The sequence below is a fragment of the Micromonospora sp. DT41 genome (assembly GCF_049841715.1).
GTDB classification, from domain to species: Bacteria; Actinomycetota; Actinomycetes; order Mycobacteriales; family Micromonosporaceae; genus Micromonospora; species Micromonospora profundi.
In genome coordinates this window covers 127,904-144,832 of sequence record NZ_JBNCKU010000009.1, presented here as the reverse complement: position 1 = coordinate 144,832, position 16,929 = coordinate 127,904, and the positions used below count along the sequence as shown (strand labels likewise).

The following is a 16,929-nucleotide window of genomic DNA, read 5'->3' as shown; positions in this document are numbered from 1 at the left end:
CATCGGTGAGTGCCGACGAACCACCGGGGCGGCTGTGCGGCCGGAACCGGACGACCGGGTAGGGTCTGACGCCGTGCCCGGCAATCCACGTCCACGTACCGTGACCGGCCTACGGCTCGGTGATCTCGCCGCCCGGATCGCTGTCGACCTTCCGGCGGACGCCGCCGACGTGGTCGTCACCGGGGCGACCCACGCCAGCCAGGAGGTCCGCCCCGGCGACCTGTACGCGGCGCTGCCCGGCGCCCGCCGGCACGGCGCGGAGTTCGCCGCCGGGGCGGCCGAGGCGGGTGCGGTGGCCCTGCTGACCGATCCGGCCGGCGCGGAGCTGGCGGCGGGGACCGGCCTGCCCGCGCTGGTGGTTGCGGACCCGCGTGCGGTGCTCGGCGAGCTGGCGTCGGCCGTCTACGGCGACCCGACCGCCGCGCTCACAGTCATCGGCGTGACCGGCACGGCGGGCAAGACGTCCACGGCGTACCTGATCGAGTCGGGGTTGCGGGCGGCCGGGCACACCACCGGGCTGATCGGCACCGTGGAGACCCGGCTCGGCGACCTGGTGATCGACAGCGTGCGTACCACGCCCGAGGCGACGGACCTGCACGCGATGCTCGCCACCGCCCGCGAGCGCGGCGTGACAGCCGTCGTCATGGAGGTCTCCAGCCACGCGCTGGCGATGGGCCGGGTGGGCGGGGTCCGGTTCACCGTCGGCGGCTACACCAACTTCGGCTCCGACCACCTGGACTTCCACGCCGACACGGCCGACTACTTCGCGGCAAAGGCGCAGCTCTTCGACGGCCGGTGCGCGGTCGAGGTGCTCAACCACGACGACGCGGCGCTCAAGCCGCTCTACAAGCCGGCGACGGTCAGCTACTCGGCGGCCGGCGACCAGGCTGCGACCTGGTGGGCCGACGGCGTGGGCGGCGAGGGGTACGCGCAGCGGTTCACCGCGCACGGCCCGGACGGCGTGGCGCTTGCCGCCGGAGTGGCGCTGCCCGGCCGGCACAACATCGCCAACGCGCTGCTGGCAATCGCCGCGCTCGTGGGTGCCGGGGTGGACCCGAAGACCGCGGCGACCGGCGTGGCCGCCTGCGGTGGCGTACCCGGTCGCCTGCAACTTGTCGACGTCGCCGGGCCGGTGCGCGGGGTCGTCGACTACGCGCACAAGGCCGACGCGATAGTGGCGGCGCTGACGGCGCTGCGCGAGCTGAGTGCCGGCCGGTTGATCTGTGTGATCGGTGCCGGCGGGGACCGGGACAGGGGCAAGCGGCCGGTGATGGGCGCCGCCGCGGCGGAGGGGGCCGACGTGGTGCTGGTGACCGACGACAATCCGCGTACCGAGGATCCGGCGGAGATCCGCGCCGAGGTGCTCGCCGGGGCGTACGCGGCCGGCACGCCGGCCCGGATCATCGAGGTGGCAGGTCGCCGCGCCGCTGTCGACGAGGCGGTCCGGCTCGCCGAGCCGGGCGACGTCATCGCGCTGCTCGGCAAGGGCCACGAGCGAGGCCAGGAGGTGGCCGGCGAGGTGCTCCCGTTCGACGACAGCGTCGAGTTGGCCGGCGCGCTGCGGGCACGGTTCGGCGACACGGCAGGTCAGCGATGATCGCCCTGAGCCTGGCCGAGGTGGCCGAGGCGGTGCACGGACGGCTCGTGGCCGCCGACCCGGACGCTACCGTCAGCGGCCCTGTCGAGTTCGACTCGCGCAAGGTGGGGGCCGGCTCGCTCTTCGTGGCCTTCCCCGGTGAGAAGGTCGACGGGCACGACTACGCGGAGACGGCGATGGCGGCCGGCGCGGTGGCGGTCCTCGGCACCCGCGAGGTGCCCGGGGTGCCGATGGTGCTCGTCGACGACGCGCTGGCCGCGATGGGCCGGCTGGCCCGCGCCGCCGTCGACCGGTTGCCCGAGCTGACCGTGATCGGCGTGACCGGCTCGTCGGGCAAGACCACCACGAAGGACCTGATCGGTCAGCTCACCACCCGGCTCGGGGCCACTGTGGCGCCGCCCGGCTCGTTCAACAACGAGCTGGGGCACCCGTACACCGCGTTGCAGGCCGACCCGGGCACCCGCTACCTGGTGATGGAGAAGGGCGCCCGCGGGATCGGGCACGTGCGTTACCTGTGCGAGCTGGTGCCGCCCCGCATCTCGGTGGTGCTCAACGTCGGGACGTCGCACATCGGCGAGTTCGGCTCCCAGGACGCCATCGCGCAGGCCAAGGGCGAACTGGTCGAGGCGCTTCCGCCCGACGGGCTGGCCGTCCTCAACGCCGACGACCCACGGGTGTCCGCGATGGCGAGCCGTACCCGGGCGCGGGTGGTGCGTTACGGCGAGGCGGCGGACGCCGACGTACGGGCCGAGGACGTCACGCTCGACGAGCGCGGGCACCCGTCGTACACCCTTGTGACGTCGGAGGGGCGCGCGCCGGTGCGGCTCGGGCTGACAGGCCGCCACCAGGTCGGCAACACCCTCGCCGCCGCAGCGGTCGCCCGGGAGTTGGGCATGCCGCTGGCCGAGCTGGCCACGGCGCTCGGTGAGCTGGTGTTGGTCTCGACCCGGCGGATGGACGTCTTCGACAGGCCCGACGGGGTCACTGTCGTCGACGACTCGTACAACGCCAACCCGGCCTCGATGGCTGTCGCGCTGCGGGCGCTTGCCAGCCTCGGCGAGGGGCGGCGTACCGTCGCGGTGCTCGGTTACATGGCCGAGCTGGGCCCGTTCGAGCGGGACGGCCACCTGGAGGTCGGCCGACTCGCGGCCGAGCTGGGCGTCGACCGGCTGCTCGTGGTGGGTGAGCCGGCCGCGCCGATCCACGAAGGCGCGACAGCGGTAGCGAATTGGGGAGGAGAGTCGGTGCTGCTCACCGATCAGGCGGCGGCCGTCGAGGTGCTGCGGAGCGAGTTACGGCCGGGCGATGTCGTCCTGGTCAAGGGCTCCCGGTATCGGACCTGGGAGGTGGTCGACGCGCTGCGCGCCGACGCCGCCGGGGAATCCACCCGATGAGGGCGGTCATCGTCGCCATCGGGGTGGCCTTCCTCGTCTCTCTCTTCTGCACCCCGATCGCCATCAAGGTGTTCACCCGGCTCAAGGCCGGTCAGCCGATCCGCTCCGACGGCCCGGCCATGCACCAGGGCAAGAAGGGCACGCCCACGATGGGCGGCGTGGTCTTCATCCTGGCCACTGTCATCGCGTACGTGGCCGGGCACCTGGCTCTGACCACGCTTCCCGACGCGCAGATCGCCCAGGTCGAGCCGACGATCACCGCGCTGGTGCTGCTGGGGCTCATGGTGTTCTCCGGGGCGGTCGGTTTCCTCGACGACTTCCTCAAGGTGCGCAAGCGCAACAGCGCCGGGCTGAACAAGCGTGGCAAGCTGCTCGGCCAGATCCTCGTCGGCGCGGTCTTCGGTGTGGTGGCGCTGTACTTCCCGAGCACCATGACCGACGCGTCGGGCGCTGTGACGAACACCGAGACGGTCGGCAGCACCACGCTGAGCTTCATCCGGGACATCGACGCCCTGGAGGTCAGCAAGGTCGGCGCGGTGATCATCTTCATCTTCGTGGTGATGGGCGCGACGAACGGCGTGAACCTCACCGACGGCCTTGACGGTCTGGCCACCGGCGCCTCGGTGATGGTCCTGGCCGCATACGCGCTCATCGCGTTCTGGCAGTACCGGCACTGGTGCGCCGACCCGAGCTACACCCAGTCGTACTGCTATGCCGTGCGTGACCCGTTGGAGATCGCGCTGATAGCCGGGGCCGCGGCCGGGGCCTGTGTGGGCTTCCTCTGGTGGAACACGTCCCCGGCACGGATCTTCATGGGTGACACCGGGGCGCTGGGCCTGGGCGGCCTGATCGCCGGCATGGCGATGTCCACCCGGACCATCCTGCTGCTGCCGATCATCGGCGGCCTCTTCGTGATCATCACGATGTCCGTGGTGATCCAGATCATCTCGTTCCGGACCACCGGCAAACGTGTCTTCCGGATGTCGCCGCTCCAGCACCACTTCGAGCTGGCCGGCTGGAGCGAGGTCAACATCGTGGTCCGGTTCTGGATCATCGCCGGCATAGGCGTGGCAATAGCCCTGGGCCTGTTCTACAGCGAGTTCCTCGCGAACATGACCTGACCCCCACCCCACCCTCCCCGCGATCTTGCACTTTCGGACCGTGGAATGTATCGTTCTGCGGCTTCTGTCCGGGCCGAAAGTGCAAGATCGCGTGGGGGAGAGGGCCCGACACGCCCGGTGGGGCGTTGTGGGCCTGTCGGGTGCGTCCAGCGGTGATGATGTCGGGGTGGGGGAGGAACTCGGCACTGAGGACAGGACGGGCGGGCGACCGCGACGCTCAACGGGCGGGGCGCGGACCGCTGAGGCCGGCGCGCCGCCACCGGACGACGCGCGTGGCCCGGAACCGGGGGCCGCGCGGCGCGAAGCCGGGCCGGACACGCCGACCGGGGCACCGCTGCGCGGGCCGGACACGCCGACCGGGGCGCCGCTGCGCGGGCTGGACGCCGCTGGCGGGCTTGCCGCGCTGCGGGGGCTACTGGACCGGCCGCTGGCCTCCTACTACCTGCTGCTGTCCAGCGCCGGCCTGCTGCTGCTGATCGGGCTGACGATGGTCTTCTCGGCGACCAGCGTGAAGGACTACGCAGTGGGCGGCAACGCCTCGGCGTCGGTGACCAAGCAGGCCATCTTCGCGGTGATCGGCATCGGCGCGTTCTGGGTCTGCCAGCGCCTGCCCGCCAGCACCTACCGTTCGCTGGGCCGGCCACTGCTGATCGTCTCGATCGGGCTGCTGCTGGTGCTCAACCTGCTGCTCGCGTACGCCCGGCTTACCGATCGGGATTCGGCGTCGATCGGCCCGATCGAGGCGCGGCTGCTGTGGCTGTTCATCGGCGGGATCCAGGTGCAGCCCTCCGAGTTCGCCAAGTTCGCGCTCGTGTTGTGGGGCGCGCACGTCGTCGCCCGCAAGGGTGCGGCGCTGGGCTGGTGGCGCGAGCTGGCCACCCCGCTGTTTCCGGTGATGGGCCTGCTCTTCGTGCTTGTCGGCTACAACGACGTGGGCACCATGCTCTGCCTGCTGGCCCTGGTGGTCGGTCTGCTCTGGGCAGCCGGGGTGCGGATGCGGGTCTTCGGCGCGCTGACAGTCGTCGGCCTGCTCGGCGTCGGCCTGCTCGTCGCGGTGGCCTCGCTGGGCGCCGGGTCCGGCGAGCGCGGCGCGGAGAACTACCGGCTGGCGCGGCTCACCCTGTTTCTCAACCCGCCGCCACCGGACCAGTGCGGCGACCCCTGCTACCAGTTCTATCAGGGGCGACTGGCCATCGAGCACGGCGGCTGGTTCGGCGTCGGGCTGGGCAAGAGCAGCCTCAAGTGGGACTGGCTGCCCGAGGCGCACAACGACTTCATTTTCGCGATCATCGCCGAAGAGCTGGGCGTCATCGGCTGCGCTGTGGTGCTGAGCCTGTTCTCGGTGCTCGCGTACACCGGGCTGCGGATCGCCAGGCGCGTCGACGACCCGTTCCGGCGCCTCGCCGCCGCCGCCGTCACCACCTGGCTGGTGAGCCAGGCGGTGATCAATATCGGTGGGGTGGTCGGGCTGCTGCCGATCACCGGGCTGCCGCTGCCGTTCATCTCCGACGGCGGAAGTGCCCTGGTCGTGACGTTGGCCGGCATCGGCATGCTGGCGTCCTTCGCCCGCGCCGAACCCGATGCGGCCAGAGCACTGCATGCCCGTCCGCCGGCCCGGTGGGTCCGACTACTCTGGGCCCCGTTGCCGCCGCTTCCCGGCCGACGTCGCCGACCGGCGACGCCGCCGGCTGGCCGAGGGTCAGTGCCCCGGTCCCGTGAGCGGCGACAGGACGACAAGGCCGCATCGCGCGGCGTCCGGCAGGGCCGGAGCCGTACGGGGTCGGCGAGCGAGAGGAGACGCTGATGGGTCCGCTGCGTTCGGTGGTGCTCGCGGGAGGTGGCACCGGGGGGCACATCTACCCGCTGCTCGCCTTCGCCGACTGCCTGCGCCGACACGACCCCGGCGTCCGGATCACCTGCCTCGGCACACCGAAGGGCATGGAGAACGAGCTGATCCCGCCGCACGGCTACGACCTGCGGCAGATCCCGGCGTACCAGCTGCCCCGGTCGGTGAACATGAACCTGGTCCGTACCCCGGGTCGGATGTGGACCGCGGCGCGCGCGGCGGGCAAGGTCATCGACGAGGTGCGGGCCGACGTGGTCGTCGGCTTCGGCGGGTACGTGTCGGTGCCGGCCTACCTGGCCGCGTGGCGGCGTGAGCTGCCCATGGTGATCCACGAGGTGAACGTGCCGCCGGGGGTTGCCAACCGGCTGGGCATGAAGTTCACAAAGAACATCGCTGTCGGCTTTCCGCACCAGCCGAGCCAGGCCGAGGCGCTCCGGCACGCCACCGTGGTCGGTGTGCCGCTGCGTCGTTCCATCGCCTCGTTGGACCGGCACGCGTTGCGCGACGCCGCCCGCGCCCACTTCGGGCTCCGCCCGGACCTGCCGGTGCTGTTCGTCGCCGGTGGCTCGTCCGGTGCCCGCTCGGTAAACCTGGCCGTCTCCGGCGCCGCCAAGGAGTTGGCCCGCAACGGTGTGCAGGTGCTGCACGTGATGGGCGCCCGCAACGAGCCGGTGCCGATCCCCACGGACCTCCCGGTGCCGTACGTGACGCTGCCGTACCTGTCGGACATGGAGCTGGGTTACGCCGCCGCCGACCTGATGCTGGCCCGGGGCGGGGCGATGACCGTCGCCGAGGTGGCCGCCATCGGCCTGCCGACGATCTTCGTGCCGTACCCGCACAGCAACCAGGAGCAGAAGCGCAACGCCCTGCCCGTGGTCGAGGCCGGTGGCGGACTGCTCGTCGACGACGCGGAACTCACCCCGGACTGGCTGGAGCGGGCCGTCATCCCGCTGATCCGCGATCCGCAGCGGCTGTACACGATGGGCGCCGCGGCGTCGGCGTACGGGCGGCGCGACGGTGACGAGGCGCTGCGCTCCTTCGTTCTCGAGGCGGTGGCCCGATGACCGCGCAGTTCACCCCGGCCGGCACGCTCACCGCCGAGGACCTGGGCACCGTCCACCTGATCGGCGTCGGTGGGGTGGGAATGCTGGGCGTGGCCCGACTGCTGCTCACCCGGGGCATCCGGGTCTCCGGCAGCGACCTGCGGGAGTGGCCGTCACTGGCGGGGCTGCGGGCGCTCGGCGGCACCATCTACCTCAGCCACGAGACGACGAACCTCGACGGTGTGGACACCGTTGTCTACTCCTCGGCCATCCCGCAGGACCACCTGGAGATCGTCGAGGCGCGCCGGCGTGGCCTGCGGGTGCTGCACCGCTCGGAGGCCCTCGCCGCGGCGATGACCGGCCGTCGTGCGATCGCTGTGGCCGGCACCCATGGCAAAACCACCACCACGTCGATGGTGACGATGGTGTTCCAGCAGGCCGGTGTGGACCCGTCGTTCGTGATCGGCGGGGAGATCTCCGAGGTCGGCTCGGGCGCGCACCACGGCACCGGTGAACACTTCGTGGTCGAGGCGGACGAGAGCGACCGCTCGTTCCTCATCTACCGCCCGTACGTCTCGATCATCACGAACGTCGAGCCGGACCACCTCAACACCTACGGCGACTACGCGACGCTCGAGGCGGCGTTCGTCGAGTTCGCCCGGCTCACCGACCCGGACGGGTTCATCATCACCTGTGCCGACGACCCGGGTGGCCGGCGGCTGGCGGCGACGCTGCGCGCCGAGGGGCGGCGGGTCCACACGTACGGCGCGGCGGAGGACGCCGACCTGCGGCTCACCGAGATCGTCTCGTCGGCGCGCGGGGTGCGCTACCTGGCCGCGATCGACGGGCGGTCGCTCGGCGAGTTCCGGCTGCCGGTGCCGGGTCGGCACATGGGGCTCAACAGCGCCTCGGCGGTGCTGACGGCGTACCTGCTGAGGCTGCCTCTGGAGGCCGCGGAGGCGGCGCTTGCGGTGTTTCCCGGCGTGCGGCGGCGCTTCGAGCGCAAGGGCGTCGCGGACGGCGTGCTCGTCTACGACGAGTACGCCTACCACCCGACCTCGATGACGCTGGCGTTGCAGACACTGCGGGAGGTAGCCGGGGACGGGCGGCTGATAGTGGTCTTCCAGCCGTACCGGCTGTACCGGACCCGCGACAACCAGGCGGAGATCGCCGACGCGCTGGCCATCGCCGACGAGGTGGTGCTGCTTGAGGTCTTCGGGCCGGGGGAGCTGCGCCAGCCCGGCGAGGGCTCGGCGGCGCTTATCGAGGCGGTGCCGTTGCCGGCCGAGCGGAAGGTCTTCGTCGACTCGTGGGAGGCGGCGCCTGTCGAGGTGGCTCGTCGGGCCCGCTCCGGGGACGTCGTGGTGACAATGGGCGCCCCGCCGATCTCGTTGATGGGTGACGAGTTGCTGGCCGCCCTCGGCGCGCGTACCCCGGGCTCGGTGTCGACAGCGACAGTCGATCCGGTGGCGACCACCCCGGCGATCGGCCAGCCGGTGCCCGGCGGGTCCACCGCCGGTGGTGACGGTGCGGCCCTCGGCGGCGCCGCCGCACCGGACGGTGCGGCACCCCCGGCCGGATGAGCCCCGGCCCCGCCCGTGGGCGGACCAGCGGCGCCGAGGGCGGCAAACCACGACGCGGCCCGGTACGGCGTTGGCAGCTGGTCCGGGCCAGCAGCGACGCCGTGCCACCGTCGACCCGCAGGTTCATGGCGCGGGCCCGGCAGCGTCGGATGCGCGCGGCGCTGCCGTGGGCGGCCGCCGCCGGGGTACTGGCGCTGCTCGGGCTTGTGGCCTGGACGGTGTTGGGTACCGGGCTGTTCGGGGTCCGTGCGGTGACTGTGGAGGGTGCGCAGCTCGTCACCCCGGTGGAGGTGCGCGACGCGGTGGGGGTGCCCGACGGGGTGCCGCTGGCCCGTGTGGACCTGGCCGCGGCCGAGCGTCGGGTCGGTGCGTTGGCGCCGGTGGAGCGGGCCACTGTGTCCCGGGACTGGCCGGGCGCGCTCGTGGTCCGGGTGACCGAACGGACGCCGGTGGCAGCGGTGCCGCAGGGTGCGGTGTTCGCCCTGATCGACGGCAGCGGCGTGGCGTTCCAGACGGTGGGCCGCCGCCCCGCCGAGCTGCCGCTGGTACGGGTGGTCCGGCCCGCCGCCGACGACCCGGGCACCCGGGCCGGGCTGGAGGTGCTGGCGGCGTTGACTCCGCAGTTGCGCGCCGAGTTGGTGGACGTGAGCGTGGAGAGCCTGGCGCGGATCAACCTGCGGCTGCGTGGCGACCGTACGGTCGTCTGGGGCGACGCGACGCGCGGCGCGGACAAGGCCCGGGTGGCCACCTCGCTGCTCGACGAGGACGCCGACCGCATCGACGTGAGCTCACCGGATGTGGTGACCTTCCGCTGACCGACGCAGGGGTACGGGGACGTGACGAGTCGCGCTCCGGCTGCGACACGCCGGTCAGGTCCTTGGCTCATCGGGCGGCGGCGCTTACGTTGCCCCGAAGAGGATCAGTGGTTGACATAACTGTAAGCCTCTAGTAGAGGGTGAGGGTTCACCTCTGATCCTCGCTGGTGACAGCTGTTGTCGGCCGCTGGGCTGGCCACGCCGTACCGGTCGGCCGAAGCCAATCTCGAAGGGAAAGGACCGGAGATGACACCTCCGCACAACTACCTGGCGGTCATCAAGGTCGTCGGCATCGGGGGTGGCGGCGTCAACGCCGTCAACCGGATGATCGAGGTTGGGCTCAAGGGCGTCGAGTTCATCGCGATCAACACCGACGCCCAGGCGCTGCTGATGAGCGACGCCGACGTCAAGCTCGACGTCGGCCGGGAGCTGACCCGTGGGCTGGGCGCCGGGGCGAACCCGGACGTGGGCAAGAATGCCGCCGAGGACCACCGCGACGAGATCGAGGAGGTGCTCAAGGGCGCCGACATGGTCTTCGTGACCTGCGGCGAGGGCGGCGGCACCGGCACCGGCGGCGCGCCAGTGGTGGCGAACATCGCCCGCAAGCTCGGCGCGCTGACAATCGGCGTGGTGACCCGGCCGTTCTCCTTCGAGGGCAAGCGCCGCCAGGTGCAGGCCGAGTCGGGGATAGACGAACTGCGCAACCAGTGCGACACCCTCATCGTCATCCCGAACGACAGGCTGCTGGCGCTCGGCGACCGCAACATCAGCATGATGGACGCGTTCCGCACCGCCGACCAGGTGCTGCTCTCCGGCGTGCAGGGCATCACCGACCTGATCACCACCCCGGGTCTGATCAACCTGGACTTCGCCGACGTGAAGAGCGTGATGAGCGGCGCGGGCAGCGCGCTGATGGGCATCGGCAGCGCCCGCGGCGAGAACCGCGCGGTCGAGGCGGCCGAGGCGGCCATCTCCAGCCCGCTGCTGGAGCAGAGCATGGACGGCGCGCGCGGCGTGCTGCTCTCCATCGCCGGTGGCTCCGACCTGGGTCTGTTCGAGATCAACGACGCGGCCCAGCTGGTCACCGACGCGGCGCACCCGGACGCCAACATCATCTTCGGCGCGGTGATCGACGACGCGCTCGGCGACGAGGTGCGGGTGACAGTCATCGCGGCGGGCTTCGACGGTGGCACGCCTGCGTACAAGGCGGCCGAGCCGACCCGCAAGACCAACACCAACCAGCCGGCGCCGCAGAGCAACCCGGTGCCCGCGCCGGCAACCCTGCCGGCCCCGGCCCAGTCGCCGCGCCGGGTGCTGTTCGACGACGTGGACGTGCCCGACTTTCTCAAGAACGGGTCCTGAACACCGGCGATGACTGACAGCTCAGCCACGGCACGACCGGACCGGCGCGCCGAACTCGCGGCCGGCCTGGCCCAGGTGCGGGCCCGGATCGCTGACGCCTGCGCGGACGCCGGCCGGGACCGCGCCGACGTCACGATGATCGCGGTGACAAAGACGTACCCGGCCAGCGACGTGCTGGTGTTGGCCGGGCTCGGTGTGACCGACGTGGGGGAGAACCGCGACCAGGAGGCGGCCGGCAAGGCTGCCGAGGTGGCCGCCGCCGGGGTGAACCCGCGCTGGCACTTCATCGGCCAGTTGCAGCGCAACAAGGCCCGCTCGGTGGTCCGGTACGCCGACGTCGTGCACTCGGTGGACAGCGTGCGGCTGGCCCGCGCGCTGGCGTCCGCGGCGGCGGACCGGGAACGGCCGCTGGACGCCCTGGTGCAGGTCAGCATCGACGGCGACCCGGATCGTGGTGGCGCGCTGCCCGGGTCGGTCGATCCAGGCGCCGGGCTGGAGCCGGTGGCCGAGGCGGTGGCCGGGTCGCCGGCGCTGCGGCTGGCCGGCCTGATGGCTGTCGCCCCGCTCGGGTGGGAGCCGGAGCGGGCCTTTGCCCGGCTCGCCGAGGTGGCCGAGGCGTTTCGGGCGCTCCATCCGGGAGCGACGGCGTTGTCCGCCGGAATGAGCGGCGACCTGGAAATCGCGATCCGATATGGCGCGACACATGTCCGCGTCGGCAGCGCGTTGCTCGGAATGCGTCCCACGCTGCGGTAGCCTGACGCGAGACACGCAAATTACATCAGTGTTGTTTCAGGGACGGCGTCCCCTTGTCGGGGGTTGTGGCGCGCGACGCGAATCGCGTGCCAGGGGATTGCCGTTCCGGTCCGATGGGCATGGTTGTCCACTCGCGACTGGCGACATGGCACGGGGGCGAGTGCCGCACGGCGGACGGAAGGGCGCGGGATGGGTGCACTGCGCAAGGCGGGGGTCTGGCTCGGTCTGGTCGAGGAAGACGACGAGCGGGCCTACGACGACGGTGGCTACGACAAGGGTGGCTACCGTGAGTCGCGCTACCGGCAGAGCCGGTACGCCGAGGAGTTCACCGACGAGGACGACGACGACAACGAGGAGCCGCCGGCTCCCCGTCCGAGGGCCAGCGAGCGTGCTCGGTTCTCCGACCGGTCCAACGGGCGGGTCACCGAGTCCGACCGTGGCGACGGTGAGCGTCCCGAGCGCGTCGAGCGGTCCAGCGTACGCTCGATCACCCGGTCGTCGGCAGGTGAGACGTCCGGCGCGCTGACCTACCACACGCGCGACAATCTGGCCCTCGCTCCGCAGGCCACGGCACGTGAGCGTGTCGCCGCGCCCGAGGAGGAGCAGCGCTACCAGATCACCACGCTGCACCCCACCACCTACCGGGAGGCGCGCACCATCGGTGAGCACTTCCGCGACGGCGTGCCGGTGATCATCAACCTCACCGAAATGGACGAGGCCGACGCCCGCCGTCTGGTTGACTTCGCCGCCGGTCTGGCGTTCGGACTGCGCGGTACGATCGAGCGCGTGACCAATCGGGTGTTCCTGCTCTCACCGGCCAATGTCCAGGTCACCGCTGAGGACAAGGCCAAGATCGCTGAGGGCGGTTTTTTCAGCCTGAGTTGACCCCGCCCGACCCGAGGGACGTCGCTGACCGTGTTGTCGATCTTACTGCAAGTGCTGTATCTGGTCCTTTATGTCTTCCTGCTTGTTCTTCTGTCCCGGTTCGTGTTGAGCGCTGTTCTTCAATACGGCCGGCGGTGGCAGCCGGGCCGGGGCGCATCGGCAGGACTGGAATCCGTGTGGAGCGTCACTGATCCCCCTCTCAACGCGTTGAGGCGTGTGATCCCTCCGCTGCGAATTGGTACCGTGAGCATCGACCTGGCCTCCCTTGTGCTCCTGGTTATCCTGTTCGTGCTGATGGAGTTCGTGTTAGGGCCGTCGATCAGGGCATCTGCCTGATGACCGACGCGCTTTCGCGGCCGCAACTGACCCGAGGAGTTTCGATGCCGCTGACCCCGGCCGACGTCCACAACGTCGCCTTCAAAAAGCCGCCGATCGGCAAGCGGGGGTATGACGAGGAGGAGGTCGACGCCTTCCTGGACGAGGTCGAGCGCGAGCTCGCCCGTCTCATCGAGGAGAACAACGAGCTGCGCGCCCAGGTGGAGCGCGGCGGCCGTGGCGGTGCCCCCGCCGGCCCCGGCGGCGACGCCCGACTGGCGGCGGAGCTCAACGACGTCAAGGCCCAGCTGGACCGGGTGCAGCGCGACAAGTCCGCTGCCGAGCAGGCCGCCCGCGCCATGCAGGCCGAGCTGGAGCAGGTCCGCGCGACCGGCGGCCCGGCTGTCACCGGTGACGGTGAGCAGCAGGCCCTGCGCGTGCTGATGATGGCCCAGCGCACCGCCGACGACCACGTGTCCGACGCGCGCCGCGAGGCCGACCAGCTGCTGTCCGAGGCGCGCAGCAAGGCCGAGGAGGTGACCCGCGAGGCTCGTGCGAAGGCCGACGCCCTGGAGCGGGACGCCCGCCAGCGGCACCAGGAGGCCATGGGCGGCCTGGACGCCAAGCGCACGGCCCTGCAGAAGCACATCGAGGAGCTCAAGCAGTTCGAGCGCGAGTACCGCACCCGGCTCAAGGCGTACCTGGAGAGCCAGCTGCGGGACCTCGACGGTCGTGGCCAGGGCCTCGAAGCCGAGATGACCCGCACCGAAGCTGGCCGGGTCACCGGCGGCAACGGGCTGGCCGCGGCAGGTCTCGCCGGTTCGTACGGCGGCGGGCGCTCCGGCGCTCTCGAATCCGGACGCTGAGCACCGGCCGGCGATCGCTGTCCACGGATGGTCACGATCGCCGGCCCTGCCTGCACGGTACGACGCGGCGGGGGTGAGCCGTGATAGTTGCGAGTCTCCTGCTCATCCTCGTCGCTGTGGTGCTGCTGGTGGTCGGTCTGACCGGCGGCTCCAGCATCCTGTTGACCATCTCCATCGGGGCCAGCCTGCTGGCCGCCGTGGCGTTGGTGGTGGGCGCTCGCCAGGCTGCCGCCAACCGCGCGACGGCGGACCTCGGCCGTGCCGGCCCACGGACCTCTGCGGCACCTCGCACGGCCGGCCAGTCCGGGCCGGGTGTCGCGTACGGTCCACCGCTGGCCGGGCAGGACGTTCCGGTCCAGCACGTTCCTTCGACGGTCGGTAACGGCGGCACCGGGTGGCGGCAACCACCCGAGCCGCCGTTCGACCCCGACGCGCCGTTCGTGGCTGAGCCGGCTCCGGCCGCCGGCACGGCGTCCCGCTCCTCGCCGGCCAGCCCGGCGCCTTCCCCGCTGGTCAGCCCGGCCTCGCCGTTCACGGCGCGCGCCGACGAGGTGCCCGGCGTACCGGCTGCGGATCCGCTTGCCGACGAGCCTGCCGAGCAGGCGATCACCGCCGCCGAAGCGGCCCAGGTGGCCCGGCTGCCCAGCCCTGTCGACGTGGTCGACGGCCGCCCCCGCTACCACCTCGCCAGCTGTCCGCACCTCGCCGGTCGGTTGCCCGAAACCCTCCCGGTCGCCGAGGCCGTCGAGCTCGGCTTCACGCCGTGCGCGACCTGCGCGCCGGCCACCGCCCTGCTCGCCGACGTCCGGCCGATCTAAGCGGTGCCCGTGCCCCCGCAGGACGCGCTCACAGTCGCGGTGCGGGTCAAGCCAGGTGCTTCCCGGGACCGTGTCGGTGGCCGCTTCGACGGCCCGCACGGGCCCGCCCTGGTGATCGCTGTACACGCGCCGGCCGTTGACGGGCGCGCCACCGAGGCGGCCCGCCGAGCCCTCGCCGCCGCCCTGGGTGTCCGTCAGTCCACTGTGTCGCTGCGTACCGGCGCGGCCAGCCGGGACAAGCTCTTCCTCATCGACCGGCCCGCACCGGAGCTGAGTGAGGCGCTGCGCCGACTGCGGGACGGATCCGCGGGGTGAGCGACACCCGGGCGAGGCAAACGTGACGCCCGGGTTGGATATCGCGCTGCTGCTCGGGTCGGCGGTGCTGCTGGTGGCGGTGGGCGCGGTCCGGCTCTCCAGCCGTCTCGGGGTGCCCAGTCTGCTCGTCTACCTGGCGCTGGGCGTGGCGATCGGCGAGGGCGGGCTGGGCATCCGCTTCGACGACGTCGAGCTGACCCGGGCCCTCGGCTTCTGCGCGCTCATCGTCATCATCGCCGAGGGCGGCCTGACCGCACGCTGGAGCACGCTGCGTCCGGTGCTCGGTCTCGCCTCCGCGCTCTCCACCGTCGGCGTGGTCGTCAGCATCGTGGTGGTCGGCCTCGCCCTACACCTGATGTTGGGGTTGGAGTGGCGGCTGGCGATGCTCTACGGCGCGGTGCTCTCCTCCACCGACGCGGCGGCCGTCTTCGCCACCCTGCGTCGGCTGCGGCTGCCGCCCCGGCTGGTGGCCACGTTGGAGGCCGAGTCCGGCATGAACGACGCCCCCGTGGTGCTGCTCGTGGTGCTGCTGTCGCACGAGGGCTGGGCACATCCGTGGTGGTACGAGGTGGGGCTGGTCTGCTACGAGCTGGGTGTCGGCGCAGCGGTGGGTGTGGGTGCGGGTCTCGCCGGCACCTGGGCGCTGCGCCGGGCGGCGCTGCCGTCGGCAGGGCTGTATCCGATCGCCGCTGTGGGCATCACGGTGCTGGCGTACGCCGCCGGGGCGGTGCTGCACGCCTCGGGGTTCCTCGCCGTCTACGTGGCCGGGGTGCTGCTGGGCAACGCCCGGCTCCCGCACCGGCAGGCGATCCTCGGTTTCGCCGACGGGTTGGCGTGGCTGGCCCAGATCGGGCTGTTCGTGCTGCTCGGGCTGCTGGTCTCACCGGGCCGGTTGGACGCGGCGGTGCTGCCGGCGGTGGTCGCCGGACTGGCGCTGGTGCTACTGGCCCGGCCGCTGTCGGTGGCCGTGTCGGCGCTGCCGTTCCGGGTCGGCCCGCGTGAGCAGGTGTTCCTGTCCTGGGCCGGGTTGCGGGGCGCGGTGCCGATCGTGCTTGCCACCATCCCGCTCTCCGAGCGGGTGCCCGGCGCGGACCGGCTCTTCGACGCGGTATTCGTGCTGGTGGTGATCTTCACCCTGGTGCAGGCCGGCACGCTGGGGCCGGTGGCCCGCGGATTGGGCACCACCGCGCCGGGTGAGGCCACCGAGATCCACGTGGAGACCGCGCCGCTGGAGCGGATGAGGGCGGATCTGCTGCAACTCGAGGTGCCGCCGGGCTCGCGGCTTGCCGGCGTGCACGTCGACGAGCTGCGGCTGCCGGTGGGTGCGTCGGTGACCCTCGTGCTGCGCGACGGGGCGGGTTTCGTGCCCGGCCCGGACACCCGGCTCAAGACCGGCGACAGCCTGCTGATCGTCGCCACCGGTGGGGTGCGTGACGCCGCCGAACAGCGGTTGCGGGCGGTCAGTCGGCGGGGGCGGTTGGCCCGGTGGTTTGGCGAGTACGGAGATGAGGCCGCCCGTTGATCTGCTAGCGTTCCCTTTGCCCCAGTTCAGTAGGGCTCGGGGCACTTGAGCGGTGCGACGGTGCGGCACGTTGTCGGACGCCTGTACGTTCCGTATTCTTGCGAACCTCCGGAGTGCGCGGCCGACGTGGCCGTGCGCCCCTTTTCGTACCCAGGGGACGCCTTTGTCGGTGCCCCTGACCAGGTGCCGCGGTCCACGCGGCGCCGCGGCCGAGGGAGCGACCCATGGCGAAGCCAGCCGACACCAAGACCGCCGGCCGCAAGCCGGTGGCCAAGGTCACCCGCAGCGCGGCGGAGACCGAGAAGATCCGTGCGGCGTTGGCGGCCCGGCGGGACGAGCTTCGCGCCGAGTACGATCAGACGCTGAGCGAGATCACCGAGCTGCAGCGCGATCGGCTGACCGACTCGGCCGGGGACGACCAGGCCGACACGGGCACCAAGACGTTCGAGCGGGAGCAGGAGATCTCTCTCGCCAACAGCATCCTGGAACGGATCACGCAGGTCGAGCGCGCTCTGGAGCGCCTCGACGAAGGTGGTTACGGCTGGTGCGAGCGGTGCGGCAACCCGATCCCGGTCGAGCGCCTCGCCGCCTTCCCGTCGGCGACCCTCTGCGTGACGTGCAAGCAGTTGGAGGAGCGGCGCTGACGCTCGTTCCCCATCTGCGATGAGACGGTGAGCGATCACCGCCGAGACTG

At 71.9% G+C, this 16,929-nt stretch carries 16 protein-coding genes; all 16 read left to right on the top strand.

Features of this window, described 5'->3' with window-relative positions:
- Positions 1 to 34 precede the first annotated feature (34 nt).
- The 16 genes from ACLQ23_RS18630 to ACLQ23_RS18555 all read left to right on the top strand — a co-directional run bounded on the left by ACLQ23_RS18630 (position 35) and on the right by ACLQ23_RS18555 (position 16,879).
- Positions 35 to 1,597 carry a UDP-N-acetylmuramoyl-L-alanyl-D-glutamate--2,6-diaminopimelate ligase gene (locus ACLQ23_RS18630; protein ID WP_355593023.1) on the top strand — a complete coding sequence of 521 codons (1,563 nt, stop codon included), beginning with the start codon at positions 35 to 37 and terminating at the stop codon, positions 1,595 to 1,597.
- Positions 1,594 to 2,991, top strand: coding sequence for a UDP-N-acetylmuramoyl-tripeptide--D-alanyl-D-alanine ligase (locus ACLQ23_RS18625; RefSeq protein ID WP_355630446.1), 1,398 nt, complete (start codon positions 1,594 to 1,596; stop codon positions 2,989 to 2,991). Before ACLQ23_RS18630 ends, ACLQ23_RS18625 begins: the two co-directional genes overlap by 4 nt.
- Positions 2,988 to 4,112 (top strand): phospho-N-acetylmuramoyl-pentapeptide-transferase, encoded by a 1,125-nt coding sequence (gene mraY / locus ACLQ23_RS18620; protein ID WP_053658091.1) that lies wholly within the window; start codon positions 2,988 to 2,990, stop codon positions 4,110 to 4,112. Before ACLQ23_RS18625 ends, mraY begins: the two co-directional genes overlap by 4 nt.
- Positions 4,113 to 4,446: 334 nt before the next feature.
- Complete coding sequence (locus ACLQ23_RS18615) at positions 4,447 to 5,916, top strand: FtsW/RodA/SpoVE family cell cycle protein (RefSeq protein ID WP_355630482.1); 1,470 nt, start codon at positions 4,447 to 4,449, stop codon at positions 5,914 to 5,916.
- Entirely contained in the window at positions 5,916 to 7,022 is a 1,107-nt protein-coding gene (murG, locus tag ACLQ23_RS18610; RefSeq protein WP_053658093.1) for an undecaprenyldiphospho-muramoylpentapeptide beta-N-acetylglucosaminyltransferase, read from the top strand. Before ACLQ23_RS18615 ends, murG begins: the two co-directional genes overlap by 1 nt.
- The gene (murC, locus tag ACLQ23_RS18605) at positions 7,019 to 8,584 is read left to right on the top strand and encodes a UDP-N-acetylmuramate--L-alanine ligase (RefSeq protein WP_355630449.1); all 1,566 of its coding nucleotides are present in this window, start codon (positions 7,019 to 7,021) and stop codon (positions 8,582 to 8,584) included. The genes murG and murC overlap by 4 nt, the downstream gene beginning before the upstream one ends.
- Positions 8,581 to 9,399 carry a cell division protein FtsQ/DivIB gene (locus ACLQ23_RS18600; RefSeq protein ID WP_355593016.1) on the top strand — a complete coding sequence of 273 codons (819 nt, stop codon included), beginning with the start codon at positions 8,581 to 8,583 and terminating at the stop codon, positions 9,397 to 9,399. Before murC ends, ACLQ23_RS18600 begins: the two co-directional genes overlap by 4 nt.
- A gap of 246 nt (positions 9,400 to 9,645) precedes the next feature.
- Entirely contained in the window at positions 9,646 to 10,761 is a 1,116-nt protein-coding gene (ftsZ, locus tag ACLQ23_RS18595; protein ID WP_355593014.1) for a cell division protein FtsZ, read from the top strand.
- A 9-nt stretch (positions 10,762 to 10,770) separates the two neighbouring features.
- Positions 10,771 to 11,514, top strand: coding sequence for a YggS family pyridoxal phosphate-dependent enzyme (locus ACLQ23_RS18590; protein WP_355593012.1), 744 nt, complete (start codon positions 10,771 to 10,773; stop codon positions 11,512 to 11,514).
- A 189-nt stretch (positions 11,515 to 11,703) separates the two neighbouring features.
- Positions 11,704 to 12,399: a cell division protein SepF gene (locus tag ACLQ23_RS18585; protein ID WP_355593010.1), complete on the top strand. Its 696-nt coding sequence runs from the start codon at positions 11,704 to 11,706 to the stop codon at positions 12,397 to 12,399.
- A 30-nt stretch (positions 12,400 to 12,429) separates the two neighbouring features.
- Positions 12,430 to 12,735, top strand: coding sequence for a YggT family protein (locus ACLQ23_RS18580; protein WP_355593008.1), 306 nt, complete (start codon positions 12,430 to 12,432; stop codon positions 12,733 to 12,735).
- Positions 12,736 to 12,779: 44 nt separating this feature from the next.
- Positions 12,780 to 13,580: a DivIVA domain-containing protein gene (locus ACLQ23_RS18575; protein ID WP_355593006.1), complete on the top strand. Its 801-nt coding sequence runs from the start codon at positions 12,780 to 12,782 to the stop codon at positions 13,578 to 13,580.
- Positions 13,581 to 13,660: 80 nt separating this feature from the next.
- Positions 13,661 to 14,398, top strand: coding sequence for a hypothetical protein (locus ACLQ23_RS18570; RefSeq protein ID WP_355593004.1), 738 nt, complete (start codon positions 13,661 to 13,663; stop codon positions 14,396 to 14,398).
- Between the two features lie 3 nt (positions 14,399 to 14,401).
- Positions 14,402 to 14,713 (top strand): DUF167 domain-containing protein, encoded by a 312-nt coding sequence (locus ACLQ23_RS18565; protein ID WP_355593002.1) that lies wholly within the window; start codon positions 14,402 to 14,404, stop codon positions 14,711 to 14,713.
- A 22-nt stretch (positions 14,714 to 14,735) separates the two neighbouring features.
- On the top strand, positions 14,736 to 16,235 hold the full coding sequence (locus tag ACLQ23_RS18560) for a potassium/proton antiporter (RefSeq protein WP_355593000.1): 1,500 nt from the start codon (positions 14,736 to 14,738) through the stop codon (positions 16,233 to 16,235).
- A gap of 224 nt (positions 16,236 to 16,459) precedes the next feature.
- Positions 16,460 to 16,879, top strand: coding sequence for a TraR/DksA family transcriptional regulator (locus ACLQ23_RS18555; RefSeq protein ID WP_053658111.1), 420 nt, complete (start codon positions 16,460 to 16,462; stop codon positions 16,877 to 16,879).
- Positions 16,880 to 16,929 lie beyond the last annotated feature (50 nt).